The sequence below is a fragment of the Isoptericola sp. BMS4 genome (assembly GCF_011634835.1).
In the GTDB taxonomy this organism is placed as follows: Bacteria; Actinomycetota; Actinomycetes; order Actinomycetales; family Cellulomonadaceae; genus Isoptericola.
Map to the genome: position 1 here is coordinate 4,282,172 of NZ_SIRP01000001.1, position 26,344 is coordinate 4,308,515.

Annotated in this window: 21 protein-coding genes; 12 read left to right on the top strand and 9 right to left on the bottom strand. The window is 74.8% G+C overall.

Translation table 11 applies throughout. The annotated features are described in order from the left end of the window. Positions 1 to 3 precede the first annotated feature (3 nt). The 5 genes from EYB28_RS19285 to EYB28_RS19305 all read right to left on the bottom strand — a co-directional run bounded on the left by EYB28_RS19285 (position 4) and on the right by EYB28_RS19305 (position 5,476). The gene (locus EYB28_RS19285; protein ID WP_166851332.1) at positions 4 to 1,503 is read right to left on the bottom strand and encodes a sodium:solute symporter; all 1,500 of its coding nucleotides are present in this window, start codon (positions 1,501 to 1,503) and stop codon (positions 4 to 6) included. Positions 1,504 to 1,594: 91 nt separating this feature from the next. Beyond that, positions 1,595 to 2,773, bottom strand: a complete 1,179-nt coding sequence (locus EYB28_RS19290) for an anhydro-N-acetylmuramic acid kinase (RefSeq protein ID WP_166851335.1) — start codon at positions 2,771 to 2,773, stop codon at positions 1,595 to 1,597. Continuing rightward, positions 2,770 to 3,738, bottom strand: a complete 969-nt coding sequence (gene murQ / locus EYB28_RS19295; protein WP_166851338.1) for an N-acetylmuramic acid 6-phosphate etherase — start codon at positions 3,736 to 3,738, stop codon at positions 2,770 to 2,772. The genes EYB28_RS19290 and murQ overlap by 4 nt, the downstream gene beginning before the upstream one ends. Continuing rightward, positions 3,735 to 4,718: an N-acetylglucosamine kinase gene (locus tag EYB28_RS19300; RefSeq protein ID WP_166851341.1), complete on the bottom strand. Its 984-nt coding sequence runs from the start codon at positions 4,716 to 4,718 to the stop codon at positions 3,735 to 3,737. The genes murQ and EYB28_RS19300 overlap by 4 nt, the downstream gene beginning before the upstream one ends. Further along, the gene (locus EYB28_RS19305) at positions 4,715 to 5,476 is read right to left on the bottom strand and encodes a GntR family transcriptional regulator (protein WP_166851344.1); all 762 of its coding nucleotides are present in this window, start codon (positions 5,474 to 5,476) and stop codon (positions 4,715 to 4,717) included. The genes EYB28_RS19300 and EYB28_RS19305 overlap by 4 nt, the downstream gene beginning before the upstream one ends. A gap of 273 nt (positions 5,477 to 5,749) precedes the next feature. On the opposite strand from EYB28_RS19305, the gene EYB28_RS19310 reads away from it, so the two are divergent. Then, positions 5,750 to 7,027, top strand: a complete 1,278-nt coding sequence (locus tag EYB28_RS19310; protein ID WP_166851348.1) for an ATP-binding protein — start codon at positions 5,750 to 5,752, stop codon at positions 7,025 to 7,027. Between the two features lie 61 nt (positions 7,028 to 7,088). Here the strand turns inward: EYB28_RS19310 and EYB28_RS19315 are convergent, their stop codons facing one another. Next, positions 7,089 to 7,289, bottom strand: a complete 201-nt coding sequence (locus tag EYB28_RS19315; protein ID WP_166851351.1) for a hypothetical protein — start codon at positions 7,287 to 7,289, stop codon at positions 7,089 to 7,091. A gap of 119 nt (positions 7,290 to 7,408) precedes the next feature. Between EYB28_RS19315 and EYB28_RS19320 the strand changes: the two genes are divergently transcribed. The 4 genes from EYB28_RS19320 to EYB28_RS19335 all read left to right on the top strand — a co-directional run bounded on the left by EYB28_RS19320 (position 7,409) and on the right by EYB28_RS19335 (position 15,381). Then, positions 7,409 to 8,008 (top strand): hypothetical protein, encoded by a 600-nt coding sequence (locus tag EYB28_RS19320; RefSeq protein WP_166851354.1) that lies wholly within the window; start codon positions 7,409 to 7,411, stop codon positions 8,006 to 8,008. Positions 8,009 to 8,327: 319 nt separating this feature from the next. Then, the gene (locus tag EYB28_RS19325) at positions 8,328 to 9,722 is read left to right on the top strand and encodes a CoA transferase (protein ID WP_166851357.1); all 1,395 of its coding nucleotides are present in this window, start codon (positions 8,328 to 8,330) and stop codon (positions 9,720 to 9,722) included. A 422-nt stretch (positions 9,723 to 10,144) separates the two neighbouring features. Further along, positions 10,145 to 11,233 (top strand): choice-of-anchor G family protein, encoded by a 1,089-nt coding sequence (locus EYB28_RS19330; RefSeq protein WP_166851360.1) that lies wholly within the window; start codon positions 10,145 to 10,147, stop codon positions 11,231 to 11,233. After that, a complete protein-coding gene (locus EYB28_RS19335) occupies positions 11,230 to 15,381 on the top strand; it encodes a hypothetical protein (RefSeq protein ID WP_166851363.1) in 4,152 nt (1,383 codons plus the stop codon). The genes EYB28_RS19330 and EYB28_RS19335 overlap by 4 nt, the downstream gene beginning before the upstream one ends. 132 nt (positions 15,382 to 15,513) lie before the next feature. On the opposite strand, the gene EYB28_RS19340 is transcribed toward EYB28_RS19335, so the two are convergent. The 3 genes from EYB28_RS19340 to EYB28_RS19350 form a co-directional block, all read right to left on the bottom strand. After that, entirely contained in the window at positions 15,514 to 16,440 is a 927-nt protein-coding gene (locus EYB28_RS19340; protein ID WP_166851366.1) for a Ppx/GppA family phosphatase, read from the bottom strand. A 157-nt stretch (positions 16,441 to 16,597) separates the two neighbouring features. Then, positions 16,598 to 16,978: an SHOCT domain-containing protein gene (locus EYB28_RS19345; RefSeq protein ID WP_166851369.1), complete on the bottom strand. Its 381-nt coding sequence runs from the start codon at positions 16,976 to 16,978 to the stop codon at positions 16,598 to 16,600. Positions 16,979 to 17,161: 183 nt separating this feature from the next. Continuing rightward, positions 17,162 to 18,595, bottom strand: coding sequence for a glutamyl-tRNA reductase (locus tag EYB28_RS19350; RefSeq protein WP_166851373.1), 1,434 nt, complete (start codon positions 18,593 to 18,595; stop codon positions 17,162 to 17,164). 49 nt (positions 18,596 to 18,644) lie between these two features. On the opposite strand from EYB28_RS19350, the gene hemE reads away from it, so the two are divergent. From hemE to EYB28_RS19385, 7 genes are all read left to right on the top strand, one after another. Continuing rightward, positions 18,645 to 19,826, top strand: a complete 1,182-nt coding sequence (gene hemE / locus EYB28_RS19355) for a uroporphyrinogen decarboxylase (RefSeq protein ID WP_166851376.1) — start codon at positions 18,645 to 18,647, stop codon at positions 19,824 to 19,826. Further along, positions 19,823 to 21,328 (top strand): NAD(P)/FAD-dependent oxidoreductase, encoded by a 1,506-nt coding sequence (locus tag EYB28_RS19360; RefSeq protein WP_166851379.1) that lies wholly within the window; start codon positions 19,823 to 19,825, stop codon positions 21,326 to 21,328. The genes hemE and EYB28_RS19360 overlap by 4 nt, the downstream gene beginning before the upstream one ends. Before the next feature lie 163 nt (positions 21,329 to 21,491). Further along, positions 21,492 to 22,592: a hydroxymethylbilane synthase gene (gene hemC / locus EYB28_RS19365; RefSeq protein ID WP_240930665.1), complete on the top strand. Its 1,101-nt coding sequence runs from the start codon at positions 21,492 to 21,494 to the stop codon at positions 22,590 to 22,592. Then, a complete protein-coding gene (locus EYB28_RS19370) occupies positions 22,589 to 23,419 on the top strand; it encodes a uroporphyrinogen-III synthase (protein WP_166851382.1) in 831 nt (276 codons plus the stop codon). The genes hemC and EYB28_RS19370 overlap by 4 nt, the downstream gene beginning before the upstream one ends. After that, entirely contained in the window at positions 23,416 to 24,420 is a 1,005-nt protein-coding gene (hemB, locus tag EYB28_RS19375; protein WP_166851385.1) for a porphobilinogen synthase, read from the top strand. Before EYB28_RS19370 ends, hemB begins: the two co-directional genes overlap by 4 nt. 58 nt (positions 24,421 to 24,478) lie before the next feature. Then, positions 24,479 to 25,798 (top strand): glutamate-1-semialdehyde 2,1-aminomutase, encoded by a 1,320-nt coding sequence (gene hemL / locus EYB28_RS19380; RefSeq protein WP_166851387.1) that lies wholly within the window; start codon positions 24,479 to 24,481, stop codon positions 25,796 to 25,798. A gap of 95 nt (positions 25,799 to 25,893) precedes the next feature. Next, positions 25,894 to 26,184 (top strand): hypothetical protein, encoded by a 291-nt coding sequence (locus EYB28_RS19385; RefSeq protein ID WP_166851390.1) that lies wholly within the window; start codon positions 25,894 to 25,896, stop codon positions 26,182 to 26,184. Positions 26,185 to 26,344: the final 160 nt, after the last annotated feature.

Here is a 26,344-nt window from a genome sequence, read left to right on the forward strand (position 1 = left end):
ATCCTAGCGGTTCGCGGGTTCGCGGACGGCCGCCTCGAGCTCGGGTGCACGGTTCCGCAGCGACAGCAGACCGCCCACCACGAACGTCACGATGACGCCGAGCAGCGGGTACCACTGCCACGCCACCCACACCTCGCCGGTGATGTACTTCTCCTGCACGAAGAAGAAGGCGTTGACGGCGACGGCGGCCACGAAGGCGACGTTCGCGTCCAGCGCCCGGGCCCGCTTGTTGACGATCCCGAAGACGAACGCGCCGAGCAGGCCACCGTAGGTGATGCCCGCGACGCCCAGCGCGAGGACGACGATGTTGCCCTCGTCGGACTGGAACACCGTGGCCGGGGCGATGAACGCCAGCCCCCAGCCGATCGTCGCCCAGCGGCCCGCGCGCAGCCCCTGCTCGTCCGTCATCGGGGTCTTCTTCAGCCGGCCGTACACGTCCGTGACGGTCGAGGAGGACAGCGCGGACAGCGAGGACGACAGCGTGGACATCGCCGCGGCGAGGATGCCGGCGAGCAGGAGCCCCGAGACGCCCTGCGGCAGCCCCTCGATGATGAACATCGGGAAGATCTCGTCGTCGCGGGTCAGCCCGAGGTCGGCCGCCGTGGCGCCGCCGTAGTAGCCCCACAGCGCCAGGCCGACGAGCAGGAACACGGCGAACTGGACGAACACGATCACGCCGGACCAGATGAGGGCCTTCTGCGCCTCGACCTTGGAGCGGCAGGTGAGCAGCCGCTGCACGACGAGCTGGTCGGAGCCGTGCGAGGCCATCGCGAAGACGGCACCACCGATCAGCGACGGGACGAAGGCGGAGGCGTCCGAGATCGGGTTGCCGGAGAAGACGAACATCTGCAGCTTGCCGGCGTCGGCGGCGTCGGCGAACCAGCCGCCGCCCGTCTGCGCGGTGATGACCACGATCGCCAGCACCCCGCCGAGGACGTAGAGGAACATCTGCGCGACGTCGACCCACACGACGGCCTTGATGCCGCCGATGAAGGTGTACAGGATCGTCACCACGGCCAGCACGACGATGATCGTGAAGTAGTTGGTGTGGACGCCCATGCCGTCGAGGATCAGCTTGAGCGGGATGGCGGCGGCCAGCACGCGGATGCCGTCGGCCAGCAGGCGCGTGAACAGGAACGTCACGCCGGCCGTGGTCTGCGTGCTCTGCCCGAACCGCTTGCCCAGGTAGGCGTACGCGGTGACCATCTCGCCGTCGTAGTACCGCGGCAGCATGAAGAACGCCACCACGATCCGGCCGAGGATGTAGCCGAGCGCGAGCTGCAGGTAGGAGATGTTCCCCAGGTAGCTCATCACGGGGATGCCGATGACGGTCAGCGCGCTGGTCTCGGTCGCGACGACCGACAGGCACACGGCCCACCAGGGCAGGTTGCGGCCCCCCAGGAAGTAGTCCTTCAGGCCCTTCTGCTTGCCGCTGAGCCTGAGGCCCAGCCATGCGGTGGCCGCCAGGTAGGCGACGATGACGATCAGGTCGACGGTCTGCATGCCGTGACTCCTTCGGCGGTATGCGGTGGTACGTGTCCGGTGGTCGGTGGTGGTGCTGCGGGTGGTACGGGGAGCGGCGCGCTCGCGCCGGTCAGCGCACCACCCGCAGCCGGGCGGGCGGCGCCGCCGGCGGCTCGCCGAGCCGCAGGGGGCCGGCGCCGGGCGTGATCCTCCCGGCGAGCGTCCCGTGGGTGGCCCCGGTGACGCCGGGCAGGGTGCCGGGCAGCCCGTGCCAGGTGAGCCAGCCGAGGAGCGCCATGAGCGTCGCCTCCTTGGCCCCCTCGGGCAGCCCGAGCTCGTCGGTGGTCCGCACGGGGGCGGCGCCGAGCTCGCGGCGCAGCGCGGCCATGAGGACCGGGTTGCGGGTGCCGCCGCCGGAGGCGACGACGGCGCCGACGCCGCGGGCGCGGCACTGGTCGACGACGGTCCGTGCCGTGAGCACGGTGAGCGTGGCGACGACGTCGTGCGGGTCGGGCTCGCCGTGGGCGGCGGCGTACCGGGAGAGGTGCTCGTCCAGGTACGCGGCGTGGAACAGCTCCTTGCCGGTCGACTTGGGGGCGTCCAGCGCGTAGTACGGCTCCGCGAGCAGGTCGTCGAGCAGGGCGGGCAGCACCTCGCCGGCCGCGGCGAGCGCCCCGTCGCGGTCGTAGGCGCGCGGCTCGCCGGTGATACGCCGCGCCATGAGGTCGATCAGCGCGTTGGCGGGGCCGGTGTCGTAGGCGACCGTGGGTCGGCCCGGCGCGACGACGGTGATGTTCGCGATGCCGCCGAGGTTGAGCGCCGCCGTCGGGATCTCCGCGTCGGCGAGCAGCAGGTGGTCGAGGACGCTCGCCAGCGGCGCGCCCTGCCCGCCCGCGGCGACGTCGTGCGACCGCACGTCCGACAGCACCGGCACGCCCGTGCGCTCGGCGATCCACGCCGGCTGACCGATCTGGAACGTTCCGGTGACCTGCCCGTCCGTCACGTCGTGGCGCACCGTCTGCCCGTGCGACACGACGAGGTCGGCGACGACCCCGGTCTCGGCGAGGACGTCGGCCACGGCGTCGGCGCAGAACCGGCCGAGCCGGGCGTCGACGCCGCTGACGAGGCTGAGGGGCACGTCCCGCGGCTCGAGCAGGCGCAGGATGTCGTCGGCGAGGTCGTCGGGGAACGCGACCTCCCGGTGGTCGAGCACCCGCAGCGCGAGCTCGTCCCCGTCGAGGGCGAGGTCGGCGACGGCGACGTCGAGCCCGTCCGCGGACGTCCCGGTCATGAGTCCGACGACGATCATGCGTCACCGCCCAGGACGGCGCCGAGCCGGCCGTCGGCGGCGGCGAGCCGCGCGCGGGCCTCGTCGGGGGCGACACCGAGGAGCAGCGCGGCGACGGCGGCCTTCGCGTTGCCGTCCGCGGCGGCGAGCGCCCGCTCGGCCTCCTCGGGGGCGGCGCCGGTCGCCTCCATGACGATGCGCCGGCCGCGGTGGCGGAGCTTGGCGTTGGTCACGTGCACGTCGACCATGAGGGTGCCGTAGACCTTGCCGAGGCGGATCATCGCGATCGTGGAGAGCATGTTGAGCACCTGCTTCTGCGCGCTGCCCGCCTTGAGGCGCGTGGAGCCGGTGACGAACTCGGGCCCGGTGAGGGTCTCGATCGGGTGGTCGACGGCGGCGGCGAGCGCGGTGCCCGCGTTGTTCGCGATGCCGACGGTGGCGGCCCCGGCCTCGCGGGCGGCCGTGACGGCGGCGACGACGTAGGGGGTGCGGCCGGAGGCGGTGATGCCGACGACGACGTCCCGCGGGCCGACGTCCAGCGCGCGCACGTCCGCGGCGCCGGCGTCGACGTCGTCCTCGGCGCCCTCGACGGCGTTGACCATCGCGGTCTCGCCCCCGGCGATGAGGGCGGTGACCGTGTCGGGGCCGACCCCGAAGGTCGGCAGGCACTCGGCGGCGTCGAGCACGCCGAGGCGCCCGGGGGTGCCCGCGCCGACGTGGATCAGGCGCCCGCCGGAGGCCAGCCGCTCGACGACCGTCTCCAGCGCGGCGGTGATCTGGGGCGCGGCGGCCTCGACGGCCCGCTGCACGTCCCGGTCGTTCTCGAGCTGGGCGGCGACGAGCGCGGGCACGTCCATGGCGTCCAGACGGACGCCCGGGCGGGAGCGCTCGGTGTCGAGGCGGTCGAGCTCGCGGCCCAGGTCGCGGGCGGAGCCCGCCGCCGCGTCCCGCCCGGCGTCCGGTCCGGTGGTCGGTCCAGTGGTCATCGCGTCTCCGGTCGGTTCGGGCCGGCCGTGCGCCGGTCGGCCGGGTCGTGGGCGTGCGTGCTCGACGCGCGCAGGTGGGGCAGGTCGGGGCGGGTGGCCAGCAGGTGCCCGCCGGCGAGGGCGTCGTCGTCGGGCTCCTGCCGGTGGGCGCCGGGCAGCCGGGCGGCGAGCGCGCGGTCGAAGGGCTCGGTGAGCACCGGGCCGGCGTGCAGCAGCCCCCCGGTCGTGGCGACGACGGGGGCGTCGCCGAGCCCGGCCCGCCGGGCCGCGGCGGCGGTGCTGTCGGCGAGGTCGGCGGCCGCCCGCTCGCAGATCGAGGCCGCCCCGGCGTCGCCCGCCCGGGCGGCGTCGAAGACGTCGCGGGCGAAGGAGGCCACGACGCGGGCGGGGTTGTCGGCGCCCTGCACCAGGCGGGGGACGTCGCGCGGGGCGCCCCAGCGCGCCTCCAGGCGTGCCAGCAGGGCGGCGCTGCCGCCGCGACCGTCGTGCGCGCGCATCGCGTCGTCGATGCCGGCGCGTCCGATGGCGTACCCGCTGCCGGCGTCGCCGAGCAGGTAGCCCCAGCCGTCGACGAGGTGCACGGCGCCGTCGTGGCCGAGCCCGACGACGCTGGTCCCGGTCCCGGCGGCGAGGACGACCCCGGGACGCCCGGACAGCGCTCCGGCGTGGGAGGTGATCGCGTCGCTGGTGACGACGACACGCGCACCGCCGAACGCGGCGGCGAGCCCGTCGAGGAGCGGGGGCGCCTGCTCGGGCGCGCTGAGGAGTCCGGCGAGGCCGGCGACGACGGCGTCGACCGGGTGGCCGAGACCGTCCAGGCGCGCGGCGACGTCGGTCATGCTGCGCAGCGCGGCGCGGGAGCCGTCGGCGTTGGCGAGGCCGACCGGCCCCGGCCCCTCGGCGTCGTGGCCCCGTGCGCCGTCGACCCACAGGGCTGCCCGGCAGCCCGTCTTGCCGACGTCGAAGGTGAGCACCCTCATGCCGCACCCTCCGTGCCGCCCCCGGGGGGCGTGGACGACGCGGAGGGCACGGACAGCTCGGTGCGGATCTGGTAGCGGTCCCCGCGGTAGACCGAGCGCACGAACTCGACGATCCCGACGTCGCCGTCCGCCGCGCCGCGCTCGCCCCAGGAGGTCCGCTCGAACTGCAGGGCGGGCGAGTGCACGGGCACGTCGAGCGACGCGGACTCGTCGCCGTCGAGCACGGTGGGCTCGATCGTCTGCACGCCGCGCACCACGGTGACGCCGTAGCGGGTGCGCAGCAGGTCGTAAAAGGAGGCGTCCTGCAGGTCGGCCGCGCCCAGCCCGGGGACGAGGGCGTCGGGCACGTGCAGCTGCTCGATGGCCATGGGCTCGCCGTCGGCGAGGCGCAGCCGGGTGACCCGCACGACGCCGGCCGTGGGCGAGATCCGCAGCCGGCGACCGACGCGGGCGCCCGCGGGGCGGCGCTCGAAGGCGAGCGTGCGGGCGCCGGGACGCAGCCCACGGGACCGCATGTCGGCGGTGAAGGACGTGGCGACCAGCCCGGTGTCGAGCTTGGGGCCGAGCGCGAAGACGCCGGACCCCTGCCGGCGACGCACCGCGCCGCGCGCGACGAGATCGTCGATCGCGCGCCGCAGCGTCATGCGCGAGACGCCGAGGCTCGCAGACAGCTCGCGCTCCGGGGGGAGCTGCTCTCCGGCGGCCATCTGGTCGAGCCGGTCGAGGAGCTGCTCGCGCACCGCGTGGTACTTGGTCACCGGACCATTGACACACAGACGCGAGCGCAAATCAAGACCAGTGGACTAGAAATGCCTCCCCTGCAGCCGTAGGAACCGATCACATTCGTCCAGCCTGACCGGCAGACCTGGACCACCGGTCGACCCGAGACACCCGACGCGATCCGACGGCGCTCGACTGCGGTGGAACAGGAGCAGAGGGTGCGGTAAACAGGGAAGAGTAATCGCGGTAATCTGGGATGACATGGCGCGTCATCTTGGGAACACGTAGCGGCGTCGACCGAGGAGGAGCGAGTGCGGTCACCAGGGACGGGCAGCGACGAGGCGGGCGCGGTGGCGACGGACGCGTATCTTCGCCGGTACGTGGACGACTATCTCGACCGCGCGATGGAGCACCTGCCCGCCTTCATGATCACGGGCCCGCGTGCCTGCGGGAAGACGACGACGGCCACGAGGCGTGCCGCGTCGGTGCTGTCGCTCGACGACCCGGGGCAGGCATCGCTCTTCGCGGGGCAGCCGGACACCGTGCTCGCCGCACTCCAGTCCCCGGTGCTGATCGACGAATGGCAGGAGGCCGCGGAGTCGCTCGGCGCGGTCAAGCGCGCCGTCGACACCGGCTCGGGAGCAGGGCGCTTCCTGATCACCGGCAGTGTCCGCGCCCGGCACACGGGCGTCACCTGGCCGGGCACGGGCAGGGTCACTCCGGTACCGATGTACCCGCTGGCGCGGGGGGAGCTCGGCAGTGCCGGGCGGGCGAGGTCGTTCGTCGAGCGCGTCTTCGCCCGAGAGATTTCTGTGGAACGACTCACCGACGCTCCGACGATCTTCGACTACGTGTCGTACGCGGCCTCCGGCGGGTTCCCCGAGTCGGTCGACCTGCCGCCGGACCTGCGCGGTGACTGGTTCGACGGATACGTCGAGCAGCTCGTCGGGCGGGACGTCAGGCAGATCGCCGACGTGCGCGAGCCCCGACGCCTGGAGTCGCTGCTCCGGGCGCTGGCGCTGTCGACCGCAGGCACACCGACCAAGGCCGCGCTGGCACGCGCCTCGGGGGTCGACCACAAGACGATGGACCGCTACGTCGGCCTGCTGGAAGAGCTCGGCATGATCGACCGGTTGCCCGCGTGGGGCACCAACCGGCTCCGTCGCATGGTCAAGCTCCCGAAGATCCATCTCATCGACACCGGGATGGCGGCACACCTCGCCCGCGTCGACACCGCGTCGCTACTCCGGGACGACGACCTGCGAGGGCGACTCCTCGAGTCCTTCGTGGCCGCGCAGCTGCGCCCCTTGCTGCGGATCGGTCCCACCCGCGCCACGGCCTACCACCTGCGCGACGCGGACAACCGCCGTGAGGTGGACCTCGTCCTCGAGGACCGCGGCGGGCAGATCGTGGGGATCGAGGTCAAGGCGGCCGCCGGGGCGACGCCGCGGGACGCGAAGCACCTGATCTGGCTCCGCGACGAGATCGGCGACGAGTTCCGGTGCGGCATCGTCTTCCACACCGGAGACACGGCCTACCCGATCACCGACCGGGTGTGGGCCCTGCCCATCGCGGCCATCTGGCGCTGAGCGTCCCACCGAGCAACGGCCGCGTGAAAAGTGTGAGTGATGGGGCGGCAGCACGCCCTGCCTACGCCTGCGGATTCGGCGCCTGGTCTGCACTCGTTTCAGGTCGTCGACGCTCCAGGGAATACAGGACGGAGATGGCGACGACAACGATCGCCAAGAGAGAGATCGTCAGAGATGTCCATTCACCCCAGTACACCGCAGCTGCGACGACAACAAGTACGGCCGCGATGATTCGAATCGCCAGCTGCAAGCGCTTGACCATCCGCGCTCCCTTCATTCTTCTCGTGGCCGGTTATCGAGTAGCGCACCAGACCTGACCCGCCCAGGTCCAGTAGACCAGATGTCATTTGCCGTTCCGGTTACAGTTGCAAAGCGGTCGAGGTGAGCTCGACAGAGGAAGTCGCTATGGGGACAAGCGCAGCCATTGCAGTGACGACCTGCCCCGAGGCAACAACATCGTTCGAGAACGACTTTCCCCCGCCCCACCAGTACGCGTATGTGGTGGTCCGCGACAACAGGATAGGTGACACCGGCGTTCGCATGCTGAACGTACTGCACGAGCGTGTCACCCTCGACCTCGTATCGGGTCGGGATCGACTGCCCCTCGGCGTCGCACGCCCACGGAGCGGCGATGACGACCACGGGGTCTGCCTCGCGGTCGACGATCTGAACGCCGCCGAACGACGTCTTGACGAGTTCCTGACCGGACTCGAGGTCCATCTCATACTCAAATCACTCGGGCGCCCGAGCATTCGCGATCGAGGTCGCGGCTTGGAAGCCATCGCGGGTGGGACGCACGACCGTGGCGAACCCCTCATCGGAGGGGAACACAGTCGAGCCGCCACCGAGTGCTCACCTTCAGCCATCGACTCGCCACCGGGAAGCGCGACGACGATCGCGGCGTGTCCCGCGTCCAGATTGACACCGTCGGAAGCCTTCGACGTGACTGCTGCACGCGTGCCCTTCGTGCTGGCCGCCTGAAGGAGACCGTCGGGCAGGTTCGCGAGCGATTCCTGCGCTTCCTCGGCGGCCACGTTTCGGTCACGCGCTTTCGACGGGCCCCGAACTTCACTTTCCCGCAGATGGAATTCACCCTCGACCGTCGAACATGCGCAGAACGAAGAGTCATAGACACAAGACCTCTATCGGGATAGATGGCCGACACAGGACCCATCGCTACCCACCGGACATATATCGTTATAGGATCGCCATGTTTGACCTCGGGGCCGACCTGACGCTCAACTTCTCCGTCATCCCCACGAGAATGCCCTTCACCAAGCGGTTGGGCTAGCGTCGGGGGATGGAGCAGTGGCGCCGCCTGGTGGCGGAGTACGAGACCGGGCTCGGCAACTTGATCACGCCCCCCGGCGAGGCGCCCGCGCCCGGCGGCGACCGCGGCGCCTGGCTCGCGGCCACGCTGCCCGCCCTCGACCTCGCCCTCGGCGCGGTGTCCGCCCTGTGCCGCGCCGCGGGCCGGGCCGGCGCCCGCGGACCCCTGACCGAGCGGGGCCCCGACCCGGCGCGGGTCGCGGCCTCCTTCGCCTCGGACCGGCTGCTGCGGCTCGACGGCCGTCCCGTCGACGGCTTCGCCCCGTTGTCCGGGTTCTTCCGCACCGCCGACGGCTGGGTCCGCACGCACGCCAACTACCCGCACCACCGCACGCGCCTGCTGCGCCTGCTGGACCTGCACGACGGCGCCGACCGCGAGGAGCTCGCCGCGCGTCTCGCCGGCACCTCCGGCGCCGCCCTGGAGGACGATGCCGCGCGCGCGGGGGCGATCGTCGCCCGCGTGCGCACCCCGGAGGAATGGCGGGCGTCCGGCCCCGGCGACGCCGCGCGCGGCGGCCCGCTCGTGCGGGTCCGGCGCCGCGAGCACGTCGCCGAACATGTGCTTTCTCCGGGATCCAGGGAACGAGTCCCGGAGCTTGCGCATGTTCGGCCCATGGAAAGGACATGGTCGCGACCCTTGGAGGGCGTGCGGGTGCTCGACCTCACGCGCGTCATCGCCGGACCCGTCGCCACCCGGGCGCTCGCGCAGCTCGGCGCCGACGTCCTGCGCGTCGACCCGCCCGTGCCCGCGGAGATCCGGTGGCAGCACCTCGACACCGGCCAGAGCAAGCGCAGCGCCCTGCTCGATCTGCACGACGCCGGCGACCGCCGGCACGCCCAGGAGCTGCTCGACGGCGCCGACGTCCTCGTCACGGGCTACCGGCCCGGCGCGCTCGACCGGTTCGGGCTGCGCCCGCCGCCGGGGATCGTGCGCGCCCGCGTCAGCGCCTGGGGCGACGACGGCCCCTGGGCGGGCCGCCGCGGCTTCGACTCGATCGTCCAGGCGGCGTCCGGCATCGCCCTCCTCGAGTCCGCCGACGGCCGAACCCCCGGGGCGCTGCCCGCGCAGGCGCTCGACCACGCGACCGGCTACCTGCTGGCGGCCGGCGTCGTCGACGCGCTCGCCGCCCGGGCCCGCGACGGGCACGGCAGCGACGTCACCGCCGCCCTCGCGCGCACCGCCGTCTGGCTGCTCGACGCCGGCGGCCGCGACCCGGAGCACCCCGCGCCCGCCGTCCCGGGACCGGGAGCCACGGTCAGCCACGGGCACCGGCCGTGCGTCACGACGGCACGCCCCGCCCTGCCCCGCGCCGACGACCACCGCGCGCCCGCGCACCCGTGGGGCAGCGACCACGCCACCTGGTGACGCCCGACCGGCCCGTCCGACTCACCCGCGCCCCGCTCGCCGCACTCGTCGGCGCCCACGCGCGAACGCACCATCACGACGCTTCGGCGAGCCCGCCGAGCGGGTGAAAAAATACGTACCTTGTGTCCGGATTATTCCTCTCGACAGATATCGCCGAGAAAAGCGAACATGCCTGACATGAGAAGCAGAAACAGGCCGCCGCAAAAATTCTCTTCGCACGTCAGAGACCTTTTTTCACCCGCGCCCCCGCCGATTCCCTCCGCCGCCCGAAGATCTCGAAACGATCACGACTTCGGGCGGGGTGAATGTGCCGTGGACAACCTCGAGAGGAGTTGCGATAGTCCTTGGCGGGTCAATGAATCCTCGATCGCAATGATGCGGCCGAGGAACGTTGACCTTCGACATACAACCAGGGGGGAAGTATGAAGAGCACGATGCGGGGCGCCGGGGAGCGCCCCCGGATCCGGCTGAAGCGGTCACGAGCCGTGGCGGCAGGCGTCGCGATAGGGGTCGTCGGCGCGATGGTCGGGTCCACCGGGGCCGCGTACGCGGCCGGTCTCGACAGCTACCCGTCAGATCCGTCCGAGGCAGAGGCGAGCGTCATCGACTCGAGCCTCCTGGGGACGGACCTGGCGGGTGCTGCACATTCGGAGGCAGGGTTCCCGACGGACCCCGGCCCGAACCAGGAGGGCCTCAGCCTGGACATCCTCGGCGGCGAGGTCATCGATCTCGGCGGTCTCTCGATCCCGGCCGACCAGCTCATCGACTTCGGCCAGCTCGGAGCGCTGTACAGCGAGTCCACGGCGACCGACGAGCTCAACGCCCACGCGATCTCGGGCCTGCTGAGCGGCGACGGTTCCGTCACGCTCGACGGCGACGACGCCGACTTCGGCGCCGCGGAGATCGACCTCCTCTCGCTGTTCGACGAGGCCGGGGTGAACACCCTGACCGACGAGATCGTCGACCAGGCGCTGCTGCGCCTCGGCGCCGGTGGCGCGGAGGTCATCGCGGAGAACGGCGAGTTCCTCGACCCCGACGGCGTCGGCGGAGCCGGCCAGTACCGCGTCGCGGAGGCCAGCGCCTTCGTGCACTCCCCGCTCATCGAGCAGGCCGCCGGACAGATCTACGACACGATCGGCCTGATCGACGACGAGATGGAGAACCAGGTCGGCAGCCTGCTCGACCTGACGTCCATCACGGGCGACCTGCCCGCCGGCGTCGACCTCAGCGAGACGACCATCGAGTCCAACATGCAGGACGAGATCTTCGCGGCGCTGCTGGACCAGCCGATCACCACGAACAACGAGTTCCTCACGGTCGACTTCTCGACCGGGACGGCGACGTTCCACCTCGACCAGCTGCTGTCGGGCGAGTTGCGCCCCGACCAGCCGACCGGGCTGAACGCGCAGAACCCGAACACGGAGCTCATCGACGACGAGATCTACCCGATGATCGCCGAGAGGCGCAGAACCCGAACACGGAGCTCATCGACGACGAGATCTACCCGATGATCGCCGAGAGCGTCCACGACGTGATGGAGGAGGCGACGAACATCGTCGTCGGCGCCATCGAGGGCGCGCTGGCGAGCGTGACGGTGCACTTCGTGGCGACGCTGGACGAGCCCCTGACAGGGAGCAGCGCCCGCGCCACCTGGGACGTGAACCTCATGGGCGAGGACCTCACGGACGTCACGTGCGAGTCGACCGGCCTGGGCGGCGCGGCGCTCTGCACCACGCTGACCACCGCGATCGGGCTGGTCGGCCCGGTCGTCGACCAGGCGCTGGTGCCGGTGCGCGACTTCGTCGTCGGCGACGCCGGCCAGCAGGTGTTCGACCTGCTCATCCGGGACATCAAGACCGGCGCCATCACGGTGCCGATCCGCCAGGCGCTGGAGCCGTTCATCGAGCTCCTCGCGCAGGTCGTGTCGGTGCAGCTGAACCACCAGGTGACCGCGACCTGCACCACGGGTGACGGCGCCGAGCTGCCGGGCAGCCTCGAGGTCTCGGCCCTCAGCCTCGGCCTCGTGCAGTCGGCGGACGCGGCGCGGCTCAACTTCGGCAACGCCGGCGCCCGCATCGACGCCTGCGACCTCGCGGCCGTCACGCCGACGCTCGAGGCGACGTCGCCGGAGCCTGCAGGCGGCGAGACCGAGATCACCTCGGGCGGCTGGCCCGCGGACACCGAGGTGACGCTGCAGCTCACGGACCCGGACGGCAACCCGGCCGGTGACCCGGTGGTCGTGACCACCGACGCGGACGGCAACGTCCCCGACGGCACCACGGTCCCGATCCCCGACGGCGCCGCCCCCGGCGACTACACCGTGGTCGGCACCGACCCGGACGACAACACCGCCGAGGCGCCGCTGCAGGTCTACGCCCCGACGCTCGAGGCCGCCACGCCGGTCGCGCCGGGCGACTGCTCGGACATCACCTCCGGCGGCTGGCTGCCCGAGTCCGACGTGACGCTCCAGCTCACCGACGCCGACGGCAACCCGGTGGGCGACCCCGTCACCGTGACCATCGACGCGGACGGCAACGTCCCCGCCGACACCTGCGTCCCGGTCCCCGACGGCACCGCGCCCGGCGACTACACGGTCGTCGGCACGGACGGCAACGGCGCCGAGGTGACCTCGCCCGTCGAGGTCGTCGAGGCCGCCGCGCCGGTGCTGGACGCCTCGTCCCCGGTCCCGGCCGGTGGCGAGACCACGGTGACGTCGTCGGGTTGGCCCGGCGACACCGAGGTGACGCTGACGCTCACCGACCCCGACGGCAACACCGTGGGTGACCCGGTGGTCGTGACGACCGACGCGGACGGCAACGTCCCCGACGGCACCACGGTCCCCGTGCCCGACGGCGCCACCCCGGGCGACTACACCGTCACCGGTGAGGACCCCGACGGCACCACCGCGTCGGACACGATCGAGGTGGTCGAGGCCGGCACCACCGTGCTGGACGCCTCGTCCCCGGTCCCCGCCGGTGGCGAGACGGAGATCATCGCCTCCACGGGCTGGGCCCCGGACGCCGACGTGACGCTCACCCTCACCGATCCCGACGGCAACGCCGTCGGCGACCCGGTGACCGTGACCGCCGACGCGGACGGCAACCTGCCCGACGGCACCACGATCCCCGTACCCGAGGGCACCACGCCCGGCGACGGCTTCACCGTCACCGGCGAGGACACCGAGGGCAACACGGCGTCGGACGCCATCGAGGTCTACGCCCCGACGCTGGACGCCGAGACGCCGGTGGCTCCCGGTGACTGCTCCGTGGTGACCTCGGGCGGCTGGGTGCCGGGCAGCGAGGTGACCCTGCAGCTGACCGACGCCGACGGCAACGCCGTGGGCGACCCGGTCACCGTCACGGCCGACGCGGACGGCAACCTCCCCGCCGACACGTGCGTCCCGGTCCCCGACGACGCCGCCCCCGGCGACTACACCGTGGTCGGCACCGACGACAACGGTGCCGAGGTCACGGCACCGCTCGAGGTGTCCGACGCCGCCGTCGAGCCCACGCTCGACGCGTCCTCGCCGGTTCCCGCGGGCGGCGAGACCACGATCACGTCCTCGGGCTGGAACCCGGACTCCGACGTGACGCTCACCCTGACCGACCCGGACGGCAACGCCGTCGGAGACCCGGTCACGGTCACGACCGACGGTGACGGCAACGTCCCCGACGGCACCACGATCCCGGTACCCGAGGGCACCACGCCCGGCGACGGCTACGCCGTCACCGGCGAGGACGCCGACGGGAACACCGCCTCGGACACCATCGAGGTCGTCGCGGCCGGCACCACGGTGCTGGACGCCTCGTCCCCGGTCCCGGCCGGTGGCGAGACGACCGTCTCGTCGCAGGGCTGGCCCGGTGACACCGAGGTGACGCTGATGCTCACCGACCCGGACGGAAACACCATGGGTGACCCGGTGGTCGTGACGACCGACGCGGACGGCAACGTCCCCGACGGCACCACGATCCCCGTGCCCGACGACGCCGCCCCGGGCGACTACACCGTCACCGGTGAGGACCCCGACGGCAACGCCGTCTCGGACACGATCGAGGTGTACGCACCGGTCCTGGAGGCCGAGACCCCGGTCGCGCCCGGCGACGAGTCGGCGATCACCTCCGGCGGCTGGCAGCCGGAGTCCGAGATCACGCTGCAGCTCACCGACCCGGACGGCAACCCCGTCGGCGACCCGGTGGTCGTGACGACCGACGCGGACGGCAACGTCCCCGACGGCACCACGATCGCCGTGCCCGACGACGCCGCTCCCGGTGACTACACCGTGGTCGGCACCGACGACAACGGCGCCGAGGTCTCGGCACCGCTCGAGGTGTCGGACGACGTCGGTGCCGTCGAGCCCACGCTCGACGCCACCTCCCCGGTGCCCGCCGGTGGGGAGACCACGGTGACGTCGTCGGGCTGGCCCGCCGACACCGAGGTCACGCTGCAGCTCACCGGCCCGGACGGAGACGCCGTCGGCGACCCGGTCACCGTCACGACGGACGCGGACGGCAACGTCCCCGACGGCACGACCGTCCCGGTCCCCGCCGACGCGCCGGCCGGCGCCTACACGGTCGTCGGCACCGAGCCGGACGGCGGCAGCGCCTCCGGGGACGTCGAGGTCTACGCGCCGTCGCTCGAGGCGACGTCGCCGGTTCCCGCCGGGGGCCAGACGGGTGTGACGTCGTCCGGCTGGCTGCCGGAGTCCGAGGTGACGCTGCAGCTGACCGACTCCGACGGCAACGCCGCCGGTGACCTGGTCACGGTGACGACCGACGCGGACGGCGACGTCCCGGCGGGCACCGTGCTCGCCGTCCCCGCCGACATGCCGGCGGGGACGACCCTGACGGTCGTCGGCACGGACGCCGGCGGCGCCGAGGCGTCGGCCGACGTCGACGTGATCGCGGCGGGTGAGCCCGTGCTCGACGCGTCGTCGCCGGTGCCCGCGGGCGGCGAGACCACGGTCACGTCGTCGGGCTGGCCCGCCGACACCGAGGTCACGCTGCAGCTCACGGACGCCGAGGGCAACCCGGTGGGCGACCCCGTGACCGTGACCACCGACGGGGACGGCAACGTTCCCGCCGGCACCACGGTCCCGGTGCCCGAGGGAGCCGCCGCCGGCGTCTACACGCTGACGGGCGAGGACGGGGACGGCCGCACGGCCTCGGACGACCTCGAGGTGTACTCGCCGTCCCTGGAGGCGGAGTCCCCGGTGGAGCCGGGCGACTGCGCGGCCATCGCCTCCGGCGGCTGGGCCCCCGGTGCGGAGGTGACGCTCCGGATCACCGACGCCGACGGGAACCCGACCGGGGTCACGACCACGGTCACCGCCGACGAGAACGGGGACCTCGCCGCCGACCTGTGCGCGCCGATCCCCGACGACCTCGCACCCGGCGACTACGTCATCGTGGGCGAGGACGGCGACGGTGGCGCGGCGGACGCCCCGCTGACCGTGACCGCCGCGTCCGACGACGGCACGGGCGGGACCGGGACCGGCACCGGGACCGGCACGGGGACCGGGACCAGCACCGGCGGCGGTCAGCTGCCCGTCACGGGTGGTGACCTGTGGCTGGCGGGCATCCCCGTCGCGCTGTTCGTCCTGCTGCTCGGCACGACGATGGTGGTCTCGGCCCGGCGACGGGTGGGCGCGGCGGACGAGTAGTCGCCCGCTCCTCCCGAGCACGGGGAACGGCGGTCCGGGACACCCGGGCCGCCGTTCCTCGTCGTCGGGACCGGCGCGTGCCCGGTCGTGCCGACACCGGCCGGGGTCCGCGGCGGCCGGGACGACGGCGGCTCACATGCGGTCGAGGCGCTGCAGGATCGCGCCCTCGCGCAGGGCCCAGGGGCAGATCTCGACCTCCGCGACGTCCAGCGCCCGCATCGCCTCCTCCGCGACGATGCCGCCCGCGACGATCTGCAGCGCCCGGCCCGGGCCGATGCCCGGCAGCACCGTGCGGTCCCCCGACGACAGCCGGGCCAGCCGCGGCACCCAGTCCTCCAGGTGCTCGCGGCGCATCCGCCAGCGCCCCGTCGGCCCGAGCACGTCGCGCGGCATCCCGGCCAGCCGCGCCAGCGACCGGAACGTCTTCGAGGTCGCCACCACGTGGTCGGGCGCGGGCGCGTCCCGCACCGGGTCGACGGCGGCGCGCAGCACCTTGCGGGCGTGCTTGCGCGCGTGCTCGACGTCGTCCGGCAGCGGCGGGTCGGCGGCGTACAGCAGCTCGCGCGTCACCCGCCCCGCGCCGAGCGGCACCGACAGCGCCACGTCGGGCTCCTCGTCCACGCCCGTCGCGATCTCCAGCGAGCCGCCGCCGATGTCCAGGAGCAGCAGGCGCCCCGCGCCCCAGCCGTACCAGCGGCGCGCGGCGAGGAACGTCAGGCGGGCCTCGTCGTCGCCGCCCAGCACGGTGATCTCCACGCCGGCCCGCTCCGCGAGCGTCGCCAGCACCTCCGGCCCGTTCGCCGCCTCCCGCAGCGCCGACGTCGCGAGCGCGAGCGTCCCGTCGGTGCCGTGCTCGCGGCCCACGGCGGCGGCGCTCGAGACCGCGTCGGCGAGCGCCGCGACGCCGTCCGGCGAGATGGACCCGTCAGGGCGCAGGTAGCGCATCAGCCGCACCGTCGACTTCTGCGACGCCTGCGGCACCGGGCGCGCCCCGTGCCGCGCCTCCATGACGAGCACGTGCACCGTGTTGGAGCCGATGTCGATCACGCCGAGCCGCATCCGGGCCTCCGTGGGTCGTTCCTGTCCGAGAGCGAGCAAGGATGGCACACCGGCCCCCGCCCGTCCCGGCCGTCGAGACGACGACGGCGCCCTCCCGGGCAGGAGGGCGCCGTCGTCGGGCACCGGGCGCGTCGCCCCGCTCAGCCGTGCCGTGGCGTCAGGAGAGCGCCTTCGCCTTCAGTCGCTCGAACTCCTCGGCGGAGATGGTGCCCGCGTCCAGGAGGGACTTCGCCGAGGCGATCTGGTCGGCCGGCGACGCCTGTGACGCGACCGACTGGATGTACGCGTCGGTGTCCGCCTTCGCGGTCTTCACGGCGGCCACCTGGCGCTCGGCCATCCCCCGGCCGCGGGCGATGAGGTACACCAGGGCCGTGAGCAGCGGGAGGAAGATCAGCAGCACGACCCACAGGGCCTTCCACCAGCCGTTGAGCTCCCGGTCCCGGAACAGGTCCGTGAGGATCTGGAACAGGACCATCAGGTAGGCCATGAACAGGAAGATCCAGACGAGGAACCAGAAGAAGTCCCAGAAGCCGTCCATGTCGGCGTCCTTCCGTGCGCGGGTCAGAGTCCGCGGGTCCGGCCCGGACCGGTACTCCGCGATTCGGACGTTAGCCCCACAGAGCCGGACGCGCGCGTCGAAAACGGGGTGATCTGGGTTCCGCGCGCCGAACCGGTCAGTCGGTACGAATCGCGGCGAAGGGTGCGGCGCGACGGGACGGCGTCAGCGGACGACGGGGCGCGCGGCCCCCGACACCAGCTCCTGGGCTCCCGCGACGACGGCGGCCTCGTCCGCGCGCGCCTGGGCCAGCGCCTCCGCGCGCACCGCGACGATCTGCTCGTGCAGGGCCGAGTGCGCGCGCCGGCGCACGCCGCGCGCGATCGCGTCGAGGTCCGCCTCGTCCGGCTCCTGCCCCCGCGGGGCCAGCTCCGCCGCGAGCCGCGCGCGGGCCGCCTCCACCTCGGCGCGGACGCGCACCTCGGCCTCGTCCAGGAGCGCGACGACGGCCGCGTCCGCGGCCCGGCCCAGCCGGGTCTCCTCGAAGGCCGCCACGGCGCGGGCCACGATGTCGCGGGCCTCGTCCACGCCCGCCACGGCCGCCGGGGCGTGGGCCTTGAGCGTGCCCAGGTCGTACAGCAGCACGCCCTCGACGTCGGCCACGCGGGGGTCGACGTCGCGGTGCAGCGCCAGGTCCAGCACGACCAGCGGGCGCGGCTCCGGCTCGTCCCCGGCCGCCGCCGCGGCCCGCTCGCGGGCGCGCACCACGGCCGCCGCGTCCAGCACGTACTCCAGGGACGCCTCGGGGGCGCGCCCCGCCGCGTCCGGGCCGGCGTCGGCCGCACCCGCCGGGTCGGTCGCCGCGCGGCCGCGCGCGCCGGAGCAGGACACCACGACGTCCGCGTCCGCGAGCGCCGCCATCAGCGCGCCCGGCCCGTCGGCGACCGCCTCGACGCCGTGCGACGCGGCGAACGACTCCGCGCGGCCGGACCGCGAGTAGACCCGCACGTCGGCGCACCCGCGGGCGCGCAGCGCGGCCACGGAGGCCCCCGCGTACGATCCGGTGCCGATGAGGACGACCCGCGCGTCGCGCCATGCCGGGCCGGCGGGCGCGGCGAGCTCGCGCTCGGCGAGGTCGAGGCCGAGCGCCACCACCGAGCGGCCCGCGGCGCCCAGCGCCGTGCGGGTGCCGACCTGCTTGGAGGTGCGCGACGCCGTCTGGAACAGCAGCTCGAGCGTCTTGGATGTGGTGCCGTCCTCGCGCGCCTCCGCCAGGGACCGCTTCACCTGGCCGGCGATCTCGCGCTCCCCCACGACCATCGAGTCCAGCCCGGCGGCGACGGCGAACAGGTGCTCGGTGACCTCCGGGCCCGTGCGTACCGTGAACGACCCGGCGGCGGTCTCGGTGCTCACGCCGGAGCTGCCGGCGACGAGCGCCGCGACGTGCGCGGTCGCGTGCCGCACGCCGTCGCCGTCCAGGGGCGCGTCGACGTCCAGGTAGAGCTCGAAGCGGTTGCACGTCGAGATGACGACGGAGCCCTGCACGGGGCCGCAGGAGCCCACGACGGTGCGCCCCACGGACGCCGAGCCGGTGGACAGCCGTTCGAGGGCGTCGAGGTCCAGCTCGCGGTGGGAAGCGGTGAGGGAGATCAGAACCACAGTGCTCCCACTTTATGGGCGGCCGCCCCGGGAGGCAGAATCGTCAACCGTGACATCGCCCACGGTCCCCGCACCGACGACGCCCCTGCCCGCCGACCACCCGCTCGTCGACGGGCGGACGTCCACCACGCCGCTCGTGCGGGCACTGCGCGGCGACCGCCCCGACGACGGCACCACGCCCGTGTGGTTCATGCGCCAGGCCGGCCGCTCCCTGCCCGAGTACCGGGAGGCGCGCGCCGGCACCGCGATGCTCGACGCCTGCCTCACGCCGCCGCTCGCGGCGGAGATCACCCTGCAGCCGGTGCGGCGGCACCAGGTGGACGCCGCCGTCTTCTTCAGCGACATCGTGATCCCGCTGCGCCTCGCGGGCGTCGACGTGGAGATCAAGCCCGGGGTCGGGCCCGTCATGGACCGCCCGTACCGCACCGCGGAGGACGTCGCCCGGCTGACGGAGCACACCCTGGACGACGACGCCCTCGCGCCGATCGCCGAGGCCGTGCGGCTCACCGTCGCCGAGCTGTCCGCCGAGCACCGGTACGCGGGCCGTCCGGGCCCCGAGACCGACGGGAGCGTGCCGCTCGTCGGGTTCGGCGGCGCCCCGTTCACGCTCGCCGCCTACCTGGTGGAGGGTCGCCCGTCGCGCGACCACCTCGCCGCCCGCACCCTCATGCACGCCGACCCGGAGACGTGGGCCCGCCTCACCGCGTGGACCGCCGACCTCACCGGCCGGTTCCTGCGCGCGCAGGTGCTCGCCGGCGCGTCCGCCGTCCAGCTGTTCGACTCCTGGGCGGGCTCCCTGTCGCTGGCCGACTACCTGGCGCACGTCGCGCCGTCGTCCACCCGCGCGCTGGCCCACGTCGCCGACCTGCGCGTGCCGGGTACGGACGAAGGCGTGCCCGGGATCCACTTCGGCACCGGCACCGGGCACCTGCTTCCGGCCATGCGGGACGTGCTGCGCACCGCCGGGATCACGCACCCGACCGTCGGCGTCGACTACCGCACCCCGCTCGACGAGGCCACCGCGCTGCTCGGCGGCGACGTCCCGGTGCAGGGCAACGTCGACCCGGCCCTCCTCGGGGCGGGATGGCCGGCGCTGGAGGCGCACGTGCGCGACGTCGTCGCGCGCGGGAAGGGCGCGCCCGGTCACGTCGTGAACCTGGGCCACGGCGTCCCGCCCGAGACCGACCCGACCGTCCTGACCCGCGTCGTCGAGCTGGTGCACGCGTTGTGACCACCGGCTCGGGCCTCCCCCCGCTCGGCGCGCCCGACACCGGGCCGCGCCCGCGAGCGGCCGAGCGCGTCGACGCCGTCGTCGTCGGGGGCGGCATCGGCGGGCTCGTGGCCGCCCGGACCCTGGCCCACCAGGGCCTGCAGGTCGTGGTCCTCGAGGCCGCCGACCGGGTGGGCGGGCCGGTGCGCGGCGGCGCCTTCGAGACGCTGCCGCGGCTGCGCCTCGACCTGGGCGCGGAGTCGTTCGCCGCGCGCGGCACCGCGGTGACCGACCTGGCCGCGGAGCTCGGGCTCGACGTCGTGGCCCCCGCCCCGCTCGCCGCCTGGGGGTACGCCGCCGGGCGGGCGTTCCCGCTGCCGGCGGGCGGGGTGCTCGGCATCCCGTCCGTGCCGTGGGCGCCCGACGTGCGCCGCGCGATCGGCTGGCCGGGCGTGGCCCGCGCCGCCCTGGACCGGATACTCCCCCGCACGGTCGCCGACACCACCGACCTCGGGACCTTCGTGCGCTCGCGGCTCGGCCGGCGGGTCGCGGAGCGCCTCGTGGGGCCGGTCGCCTCGGGCGTCCACTCCGCACCCCTCGACCGCCTCGACGTGGCCGCCGTCGCCCCCGGCGTCCTCGACGCCTTCGCCCGGACGGCGTCGCTGTCGCGCGCGGTCGGCGAGCTGCGCGCCGCCGCCCCCGCCGGCTCCGCCGTCCGCGGCATCGACGGCGGCGTGCACGCCCTCGTGGAGGCCCTCACCGGGGAGATCGCCGCGAGCGCCGAGGAGTTCGCGGACACCCCCCGCACGGACGCCACGGGCCCCATCCACGCCGCCGTCCGGGTCGGGCAGCGGGTCGAGGACGTGGCCCGGGACGACGCCGGCTGGCGGGTGCGGACCGCGGCGGGTGCCGTCGTGACGGCGCCGCGGCTGGTGGTGACCACCCCCGCCGTCGCGCCCCTGGTCGCGCCGTGGCTGGAGCCGGGCGACGACGACGCCGTCGCGGCGCCGTCCCCGGAGCGGGGCGCCGACATCCGGCTCGTCACGCTGCTGCTGGACGCCCCCGAGCTCGACGCCGCGCCCCGCGGGTCGGGGATGCTCGTCGCGCCGGGCGCCGCCGGTCCCGGCGGGACGCCGGTGCGCGCCAAGGCCCTCACGCACGCCACCGCGAAGTGGCCCTGGCTGGCCGACCGGGTGCGCGCCGCCGCGGGCGAAGGCGTGCACGTGGTGCGCCTGTCGTACGGGCGGACCGGCGAGGCGACCGAGCCCCCGACGGCGGACGAGGCGGCGCGCGACGCGTCGGCGCTGCTCGGCGTCGACGTCGCCGACCGCGTCCGCGACCACCTGCTCCAGCGGTGGGACGGCGCGCTCCCCCCGCCGACGCCGGCCTACCGCGCGCAGGTCGCCGGCTTCGCCGCGGCCGTCGAGCGCACCCCGGGGCTCGCCGTCACCGGCGGCTGGGTCGCGGGCACCGGCCTGGCGGCGATCGTCGGGCACGCGCAGGCGGCCGTCGCCGACCTCTGACGGTGCCGACGTAGCGCTCGCTCCCCCTTGCGGTGCCGGGAACGGGGAGAAACCGCTACGTCGGCACGGAGTGTCATGACAGCGTGACAGCAACCGTGTGAGATCGGGCGCCCGTAGGCACGCGGGTTGTCCACGGGGCGCCCTGCTGCGCGACACTGGACCGGTGAGCATCCCCACGACGCCCGACCTCGCACCGCTGCGCCTGGGCACCCGTGCCAGCGCGCTCGCCACCACGCAGTCGGGTCTGGTGGCCCGGCGGCTGGAGGAGCTGCTGGACCGGCCGGTGGAGCTCGTGACGATCCGCACCCAGGGAGACGCGGACCGCACGTCGCCGCTGTCCTCCATGGGCGGCACGGGCGTGTTCGTCGCGGCGCTGCGCGAGGCCCTGCTCGACGGCCGCTGCGACGTCGCCGTGCACTCGCTCAAGGACCTGCCGACGGCGCAGCCTGGATCCCTGGCCTACGTCACGCCGGAGCGCGAGGACCCCCGCGACGCCCTGTGCGCGCGCGACGGCCTCACCCTGGCCGGGCTGCCGCGCTCGGCCCGCGTCGGCACGGGCTCGCCGCGCCGCGCCGCGCAGCTGCAGGCCGCCCGGCCGGACCTCGACATCGTGGACATCCGCGGCAACGTCGGCACGCGGCTGGCGCGCGCGCTCGGCGACGACGCCGACCTGCACGCCGTGGTCCTCGCCTGCGCCGGGCTCGCCCGCCTGGGGAAGACGGACGTCGTCTCCGAGGCCCTCGACCCGGCCGTCGTCGCCCCGGCCCCCGGGCAGGGCGCCCTCGCGGTCGAGGCGCGCGCAGCGGACCTCACCCCCGGGTCGGAGCTCGCCGAGGCGTTCACCGCCCTCGACCACCGGCCGACGCGGCTTGCCGTCCTCGCCGAGCGGGCCGTCCTCGCCCGGCTGGAGGCGGGCTGCGCGGCGCCCGTGGGCGCGCACGCCCGGGTGGACGCGGGCGAGCTGGCGCTCACCGCCGTCGTGGCCCGCGTCGACGGTACGGAGCAGCTGCGGCACACGGCGACGGCGTCGCTCGACGGCGACCTCGCCGCGCAGGACGCCGCCGCGACCGGGCTCGGCGTGCGCGTCGCGGAGGCGCTGCTCGCCGACGGCGCGCACCGGCTCGCGCCGCTCACGCTCGGCGCCGGCGCACCCGGCGACGTGCCCGCCGGCGCGGGCGACGACATGACCGACGACGTGGCCGCCCGCGCCGACGTCGCGCCCCTGCACACCCCCACCGGCACCGACGACCCGGAGGGCGCGTGACCGGCGCGTCCGTGCTCGTGGCCCGGGCGCCCGCCCGCGCCGCGGGGCTCCTGGAGCGGCTCCGGGCCTCGGGGCACGACGCCGTCGCCGCGCCCGTGATCGAGCGCGCCCCGGCCGGCGACCCCGCCGCGCTGAACGAGGCCGTGCGGCGACTCGCCGCCGGCTCGTACGCCTGGACGGCGGTGACCAGCGTCAACGCCGTCACCGCGCTGCGCGACGCCGCGGGCCGCGCCGCGGTCGACCTCGCGCGGTGCCCGACCCGCTGGGCCGCCGTCGGGCCCGCGACGCGACGCGCCCTGGAGGCGTCGTCGCTGCGCGCCGACCTGCTGCCGGCCGACGGCGACCCGACGGCGGCCGGCCTGGTCGCCGCGTTCCCCCGGCCCGCCACGGCGGAGCCCGGCACGGACGGCGACCGGGTGCTGCTGCCCCTCGGCGACCTCGCCGCGGCCACGCTCCCCGACGGGCTCGCAGCCCGCGGCTGGCGGCCGGACGTCGTCACCGCGTACCGCACCGTGCGCCGCGACCTGCCCGCCGACGTCGCCGGACGGCTGCGCGCCGGCGGCTTCGACCTGGTCGTCGTCGCCTCGGGCTCCGCCGCCCGGGAGGTGGCGCGCCAGGGCGGCACCGCCACGCCGGTCGTGGCGATCGGCCGGCCGTCCGCCGACGCCGCGCGCGACGCCGGGCTCGCCGTCGCGGCCGTCGCGACCCGCCCCACGGACGACGGCCTCGCCGCCGCCGTGTCGACCGCCCTCGGCGCCGCCCCCTCCGGCCAGCAGCACGACCAGCACGACCAGCCCAGCCGACCGTCCAGCAAGGAGCACCCGTGAGCACGTCCGGCATCGTGTACCGCCCCCGCCGCCTGCGCACCACGCCGCGCATGCGCCGCCTCGTGGCCGAGCACCGGCTGCATCCCGGCGACCTGGTGCTGCCGCTGTTCGTCAAGGAGGGCCTGGCCGAGCCCGCGCCCATCGCGAGCATGCCCGGCCAGGTGCAGCACACCGAGGCGAGCCTGCGCGACGCCGTCGCCGACGCGGCCCGCGCGGGGCTGGGCGGCGTCATGCTGTTCGGCATCCCCGCCGAGCGGGACGCGACCGGGTCGGCGGGCGACGCCCCCGACGGGATCCTGCAGCGCGGGATCCGCGTCGCACGCGAGGCCGTCGCCGCCGTCGAGGAGGAGACCGGGCGCCCGGGGCCCGTCGTCATGGCGGACACGTGCCTGGACGAGTTCACCGACCACGGCCACTGCGGCGTGCTCACCGCGGACGGCACGGTCGACAACGACGCCACGCTGGAGCGCTACGCGTCCCTGGCGGTCGCGCAGGCACGCGCGGGCGCCGAGGTGGTGTCGCCGTCGGGGATGATGGACGGCCAGGTCGCCGTCATCCGCGACGCGCTGGACGACGCAGGGTTCACCGACGTGAGCATCCTCGCCTACAGCGCCAAGTACGCGAGCGCGTTCTACGGGCCGTTCCGCGACGCCGTCGACTCGGCGCTCCAGGGCGACCGCCGCACCTACCAGATGGACGCCGCCAACGCCCGCGAGGGGCTGCGCGAGGCCGACCTGGACCTCGCCGAGGGCGCGGACATGGTGATGGTCAAGCCCGCGGGCACGTCGCTCGACGTGCTGCGCGGCGTCGCCGACCGGGCCGACGTGCCCGTCGCGGCGTACCAGGTCAGCGGCGAGTACGCGATGATCGAGGCGGCCGCCGCGCAGGGCTGGATCGACCGCAGGGGCGCCGTGCTGGAGTCGGTGCTGGCGATCAAGAGGGCCGGGACCGACGTCGTGCTGACGTACTGGGCGACCGAGATCGCGGAGTGGTTGGGCTGACCGGCACCGACCCGCACCGACCCGCACGACGCCGCGAGACGACGAGGAGACACACACGATGACGACCAACCACGACGCGTTCGAGCGTGCCCGGACCGCGATCCCCGGCGGGGTGAACTCGCCGGTGCGGGCGTATGGCTCGGTGGGCGGCGACCCCACGTTCCTCGCCTCCGCGCGGGGCCCGTACGTCACCGACGTGGCGGGTCGCGAGTACGTGGACCTGGTGTGCTCGTGGGGGCCGGCGCTGCTGGGGCACGCGCACCCGGACGTCGTCGCGGCCGTGCAGGACGCCGCCGCACGCGGGCTGTCGTTCGGCGCGCCGACGGTGGCGGAGGTCGAGCTGGCGGAGGAGATCCGCCGCCGCGTGCCGCTCGCGGAGCGGGTGCGGATGGTGTCCACCGGCACCGAGGCGACGATGACGGCGGTGCGCCTGGCGCGCGGCGCGACCGGGCGGCCGCTCGTCGTGAAGTTCGCCGGCTGCTACCACGGGCACGTCGACGCACTACTGGCCGACGCGGGCTCCGGCGTCGCGACCCTCGCCATGCCGGGCACCGCCGGGGTGACCGAGGCGTCCGCGGCCGAGACCCTCGTCCTGCCGTACAACGACCTGGCAGCCGTCGAGGCCGCGTTCGCCGCGCACGGCGACCGCATCGCCGCCGTGATCACCGAGGCGAGCCCGGCGAACATGGGTGTCGTGCCGCCGGAGCCGGGGTTCAACGCGGGCCTGCGGCGGATCACGCGCGAGCACGGCGCCCTGATGATCATGGACGAGGTGCTCACCGGGTTCCGCGTGGGCCCGTCGGGCTGGTGGGGCGTCGAGAACGCCTCGGACGGCGAGGGGTACGAGCCCGACCTGCTGACGTTCGGCAAGGTCGTGGGCGGGGGCATGCCGGTGGCCGCGCTCGGCGGCCCGGCGGCCCTCATGGACCAGCTCGCGCCGACCGGGCCCGTGTACCAGGCGGGCACGCTGTCCGGGAACCCGGTCGCCGTCGCGGCGGGGCTGACGACGCTGCGGCTGGCCGACGACGCCGTGTACGCGCGGGTGGACGCGGTCGCCGACACCCTGGCCACCGCGCTCGGCGACGCCCTGTCCGCCGCGGGCGTGGAGCACCGCGTGCAGCGCGCCGGCTCGCTGTTCTCCGTGTTCTTCGGCCCCGACGCCGCGGCCCACGGGGTGCGTGACTACGCGCAGGCGCAGGGGCAGGAGGCGTTCCGCTACCGGGCACTGTTCCACGCCCTGCTGGAGGCGGGCGTGAACCTCCCGCCGTCCGTCTTCGAGGCCTGGTTCGTCTCCGCGGCGCACGACGAGGCCGCGGTGCAGCGCATCCTCGACGCCCTGCCCGCCGGGGCGCGGGCCGCGGCGGCCGCCACCGCCTGAGCCCGCTCGTCCGGGGGCTGTGGACGACGTCGGCGGCCCGCGGCTCGGCACCGATATCGTCGGGCACGCATCGACGGCACGACGAAAGGACTACCGTGGGCGAGCGGCTGCGACTCGACCTCGACGCCGTGCGGGACACCGCCACCCGCCTGGGCAGCATCCGGCGCAACCTGGACGACGCCGAGGCGGCGGCCGACGAGCTGGCGGGCATGATCCCCCACCGGGGGCTGGCCGACGCCGTGGCGACGTTCGGCAAGGACTGGGACGTCGCGCGCACCGCGCTGGTCGAGAAGCTCGACGGCCTGCACCAGGCCACGGACGGCGTGGCGCAGACCTTCGAGGACGTCGACGGCAAGCTCGCCGCCGCGGTGGAGGGCGACCGGTGACGGGGCGTGCCGAAGCGCTGCAGGCGGCGTCCTCGATGATGCCTCTCGAGGGAGACCCCGACGGCATCCGCCGCCACGCCTCCCGCTACACCCGGGTCGCGGAGGATGTCGGGACCGCGGTCGCCGAGCTTCGGCGCACCATCGCCGACGCCGAGGCGCA

What these genes read in the sequence shown, in the direction of transcription:
- EYB28_RS19335 (WP_166851363.1), top strand. Translation starts at nt 11,230, where the DNA reads ATGATCGCCGAGAGCGTCCACGACGTGATGGAGGAGGCGACGAACATC.
- EYB28_RS19315 (WP_166851351.1), bottom strand. Translation starts at nt 7,289, where the DNA reads ATGGTCAAGCGCTTGCAGCTGGCGATTCGAATCATCGCGGCCGTACTT.
- EYB28_RS19345 (WP_166851369.1), bottom strand. Translation starts at nt 16,978, where the DNA reads ATGGACGGCTTCTGGGACTTCTTCTGGTTCCTCGTCTGGATCTTCCTG.
- EYB28_RS19340 (WP_166851366.1), bottom strand. Translation starts at nt 16,440, where the DNA reads ATGCGGCTCGGCGTGATCGACATCGGCTCCAACACGGTGCACGTGCTC.
- EYB28_RS19290 (WP_166851335.1), bottom strand. Translation starts at nt 2,773, where the DNA reads ATGATCGTCGTCGGACTCATGACCGGGACGTCCGCGGACGGGCTCGAC.
- murQ (WP_166851338.1), bottom strand. Translation starts at nt 3,738, where the DNA reads ATGACCACTGGACCGACCACCGGACCGGACGCCGGGCGGGACGCGGCG.
- EYB28_RS19325 (WP_166851357.1), top strand. Translation starts at nt 8,328, where the DNA reads ATGGAGCAGTGGCGCCGCCTGGTGGCGGAGTACGAGACCGGGCTCGGC.
- hemL (WP_166851387.1), top strand. Translation starts at nt 24,479, where the DNA reads ATGACGACCAACCACGACGCGTTCGAGCGTGCCCGGACCGCGATCCCC.
- EYB28_RS19300 (WP_166851341.1), bottom strand. Translation starts at nt 4,718, where the DNA reads ATGAGGGTGCTCACCTTCGACGTCGGCAAGACGGGCTGCCGGGCAGCC.
- EYB28_RS19330 (WP_166851360.1), top strand. Translation starts at nt 10,145, where the DNA reads ATGAAGAGCACGATGCGGGGCGCCGGGGAGCGCCCCCGGATCCGGCTG.
- EYB28_RS19285 (WP_166851332.1), bottom strand. Translation starts at nt 1,503, where the DNA reads ATGCAGACCGTCGACCTGATCGTCATCGTCGCCTACCTGGCGGCCACC.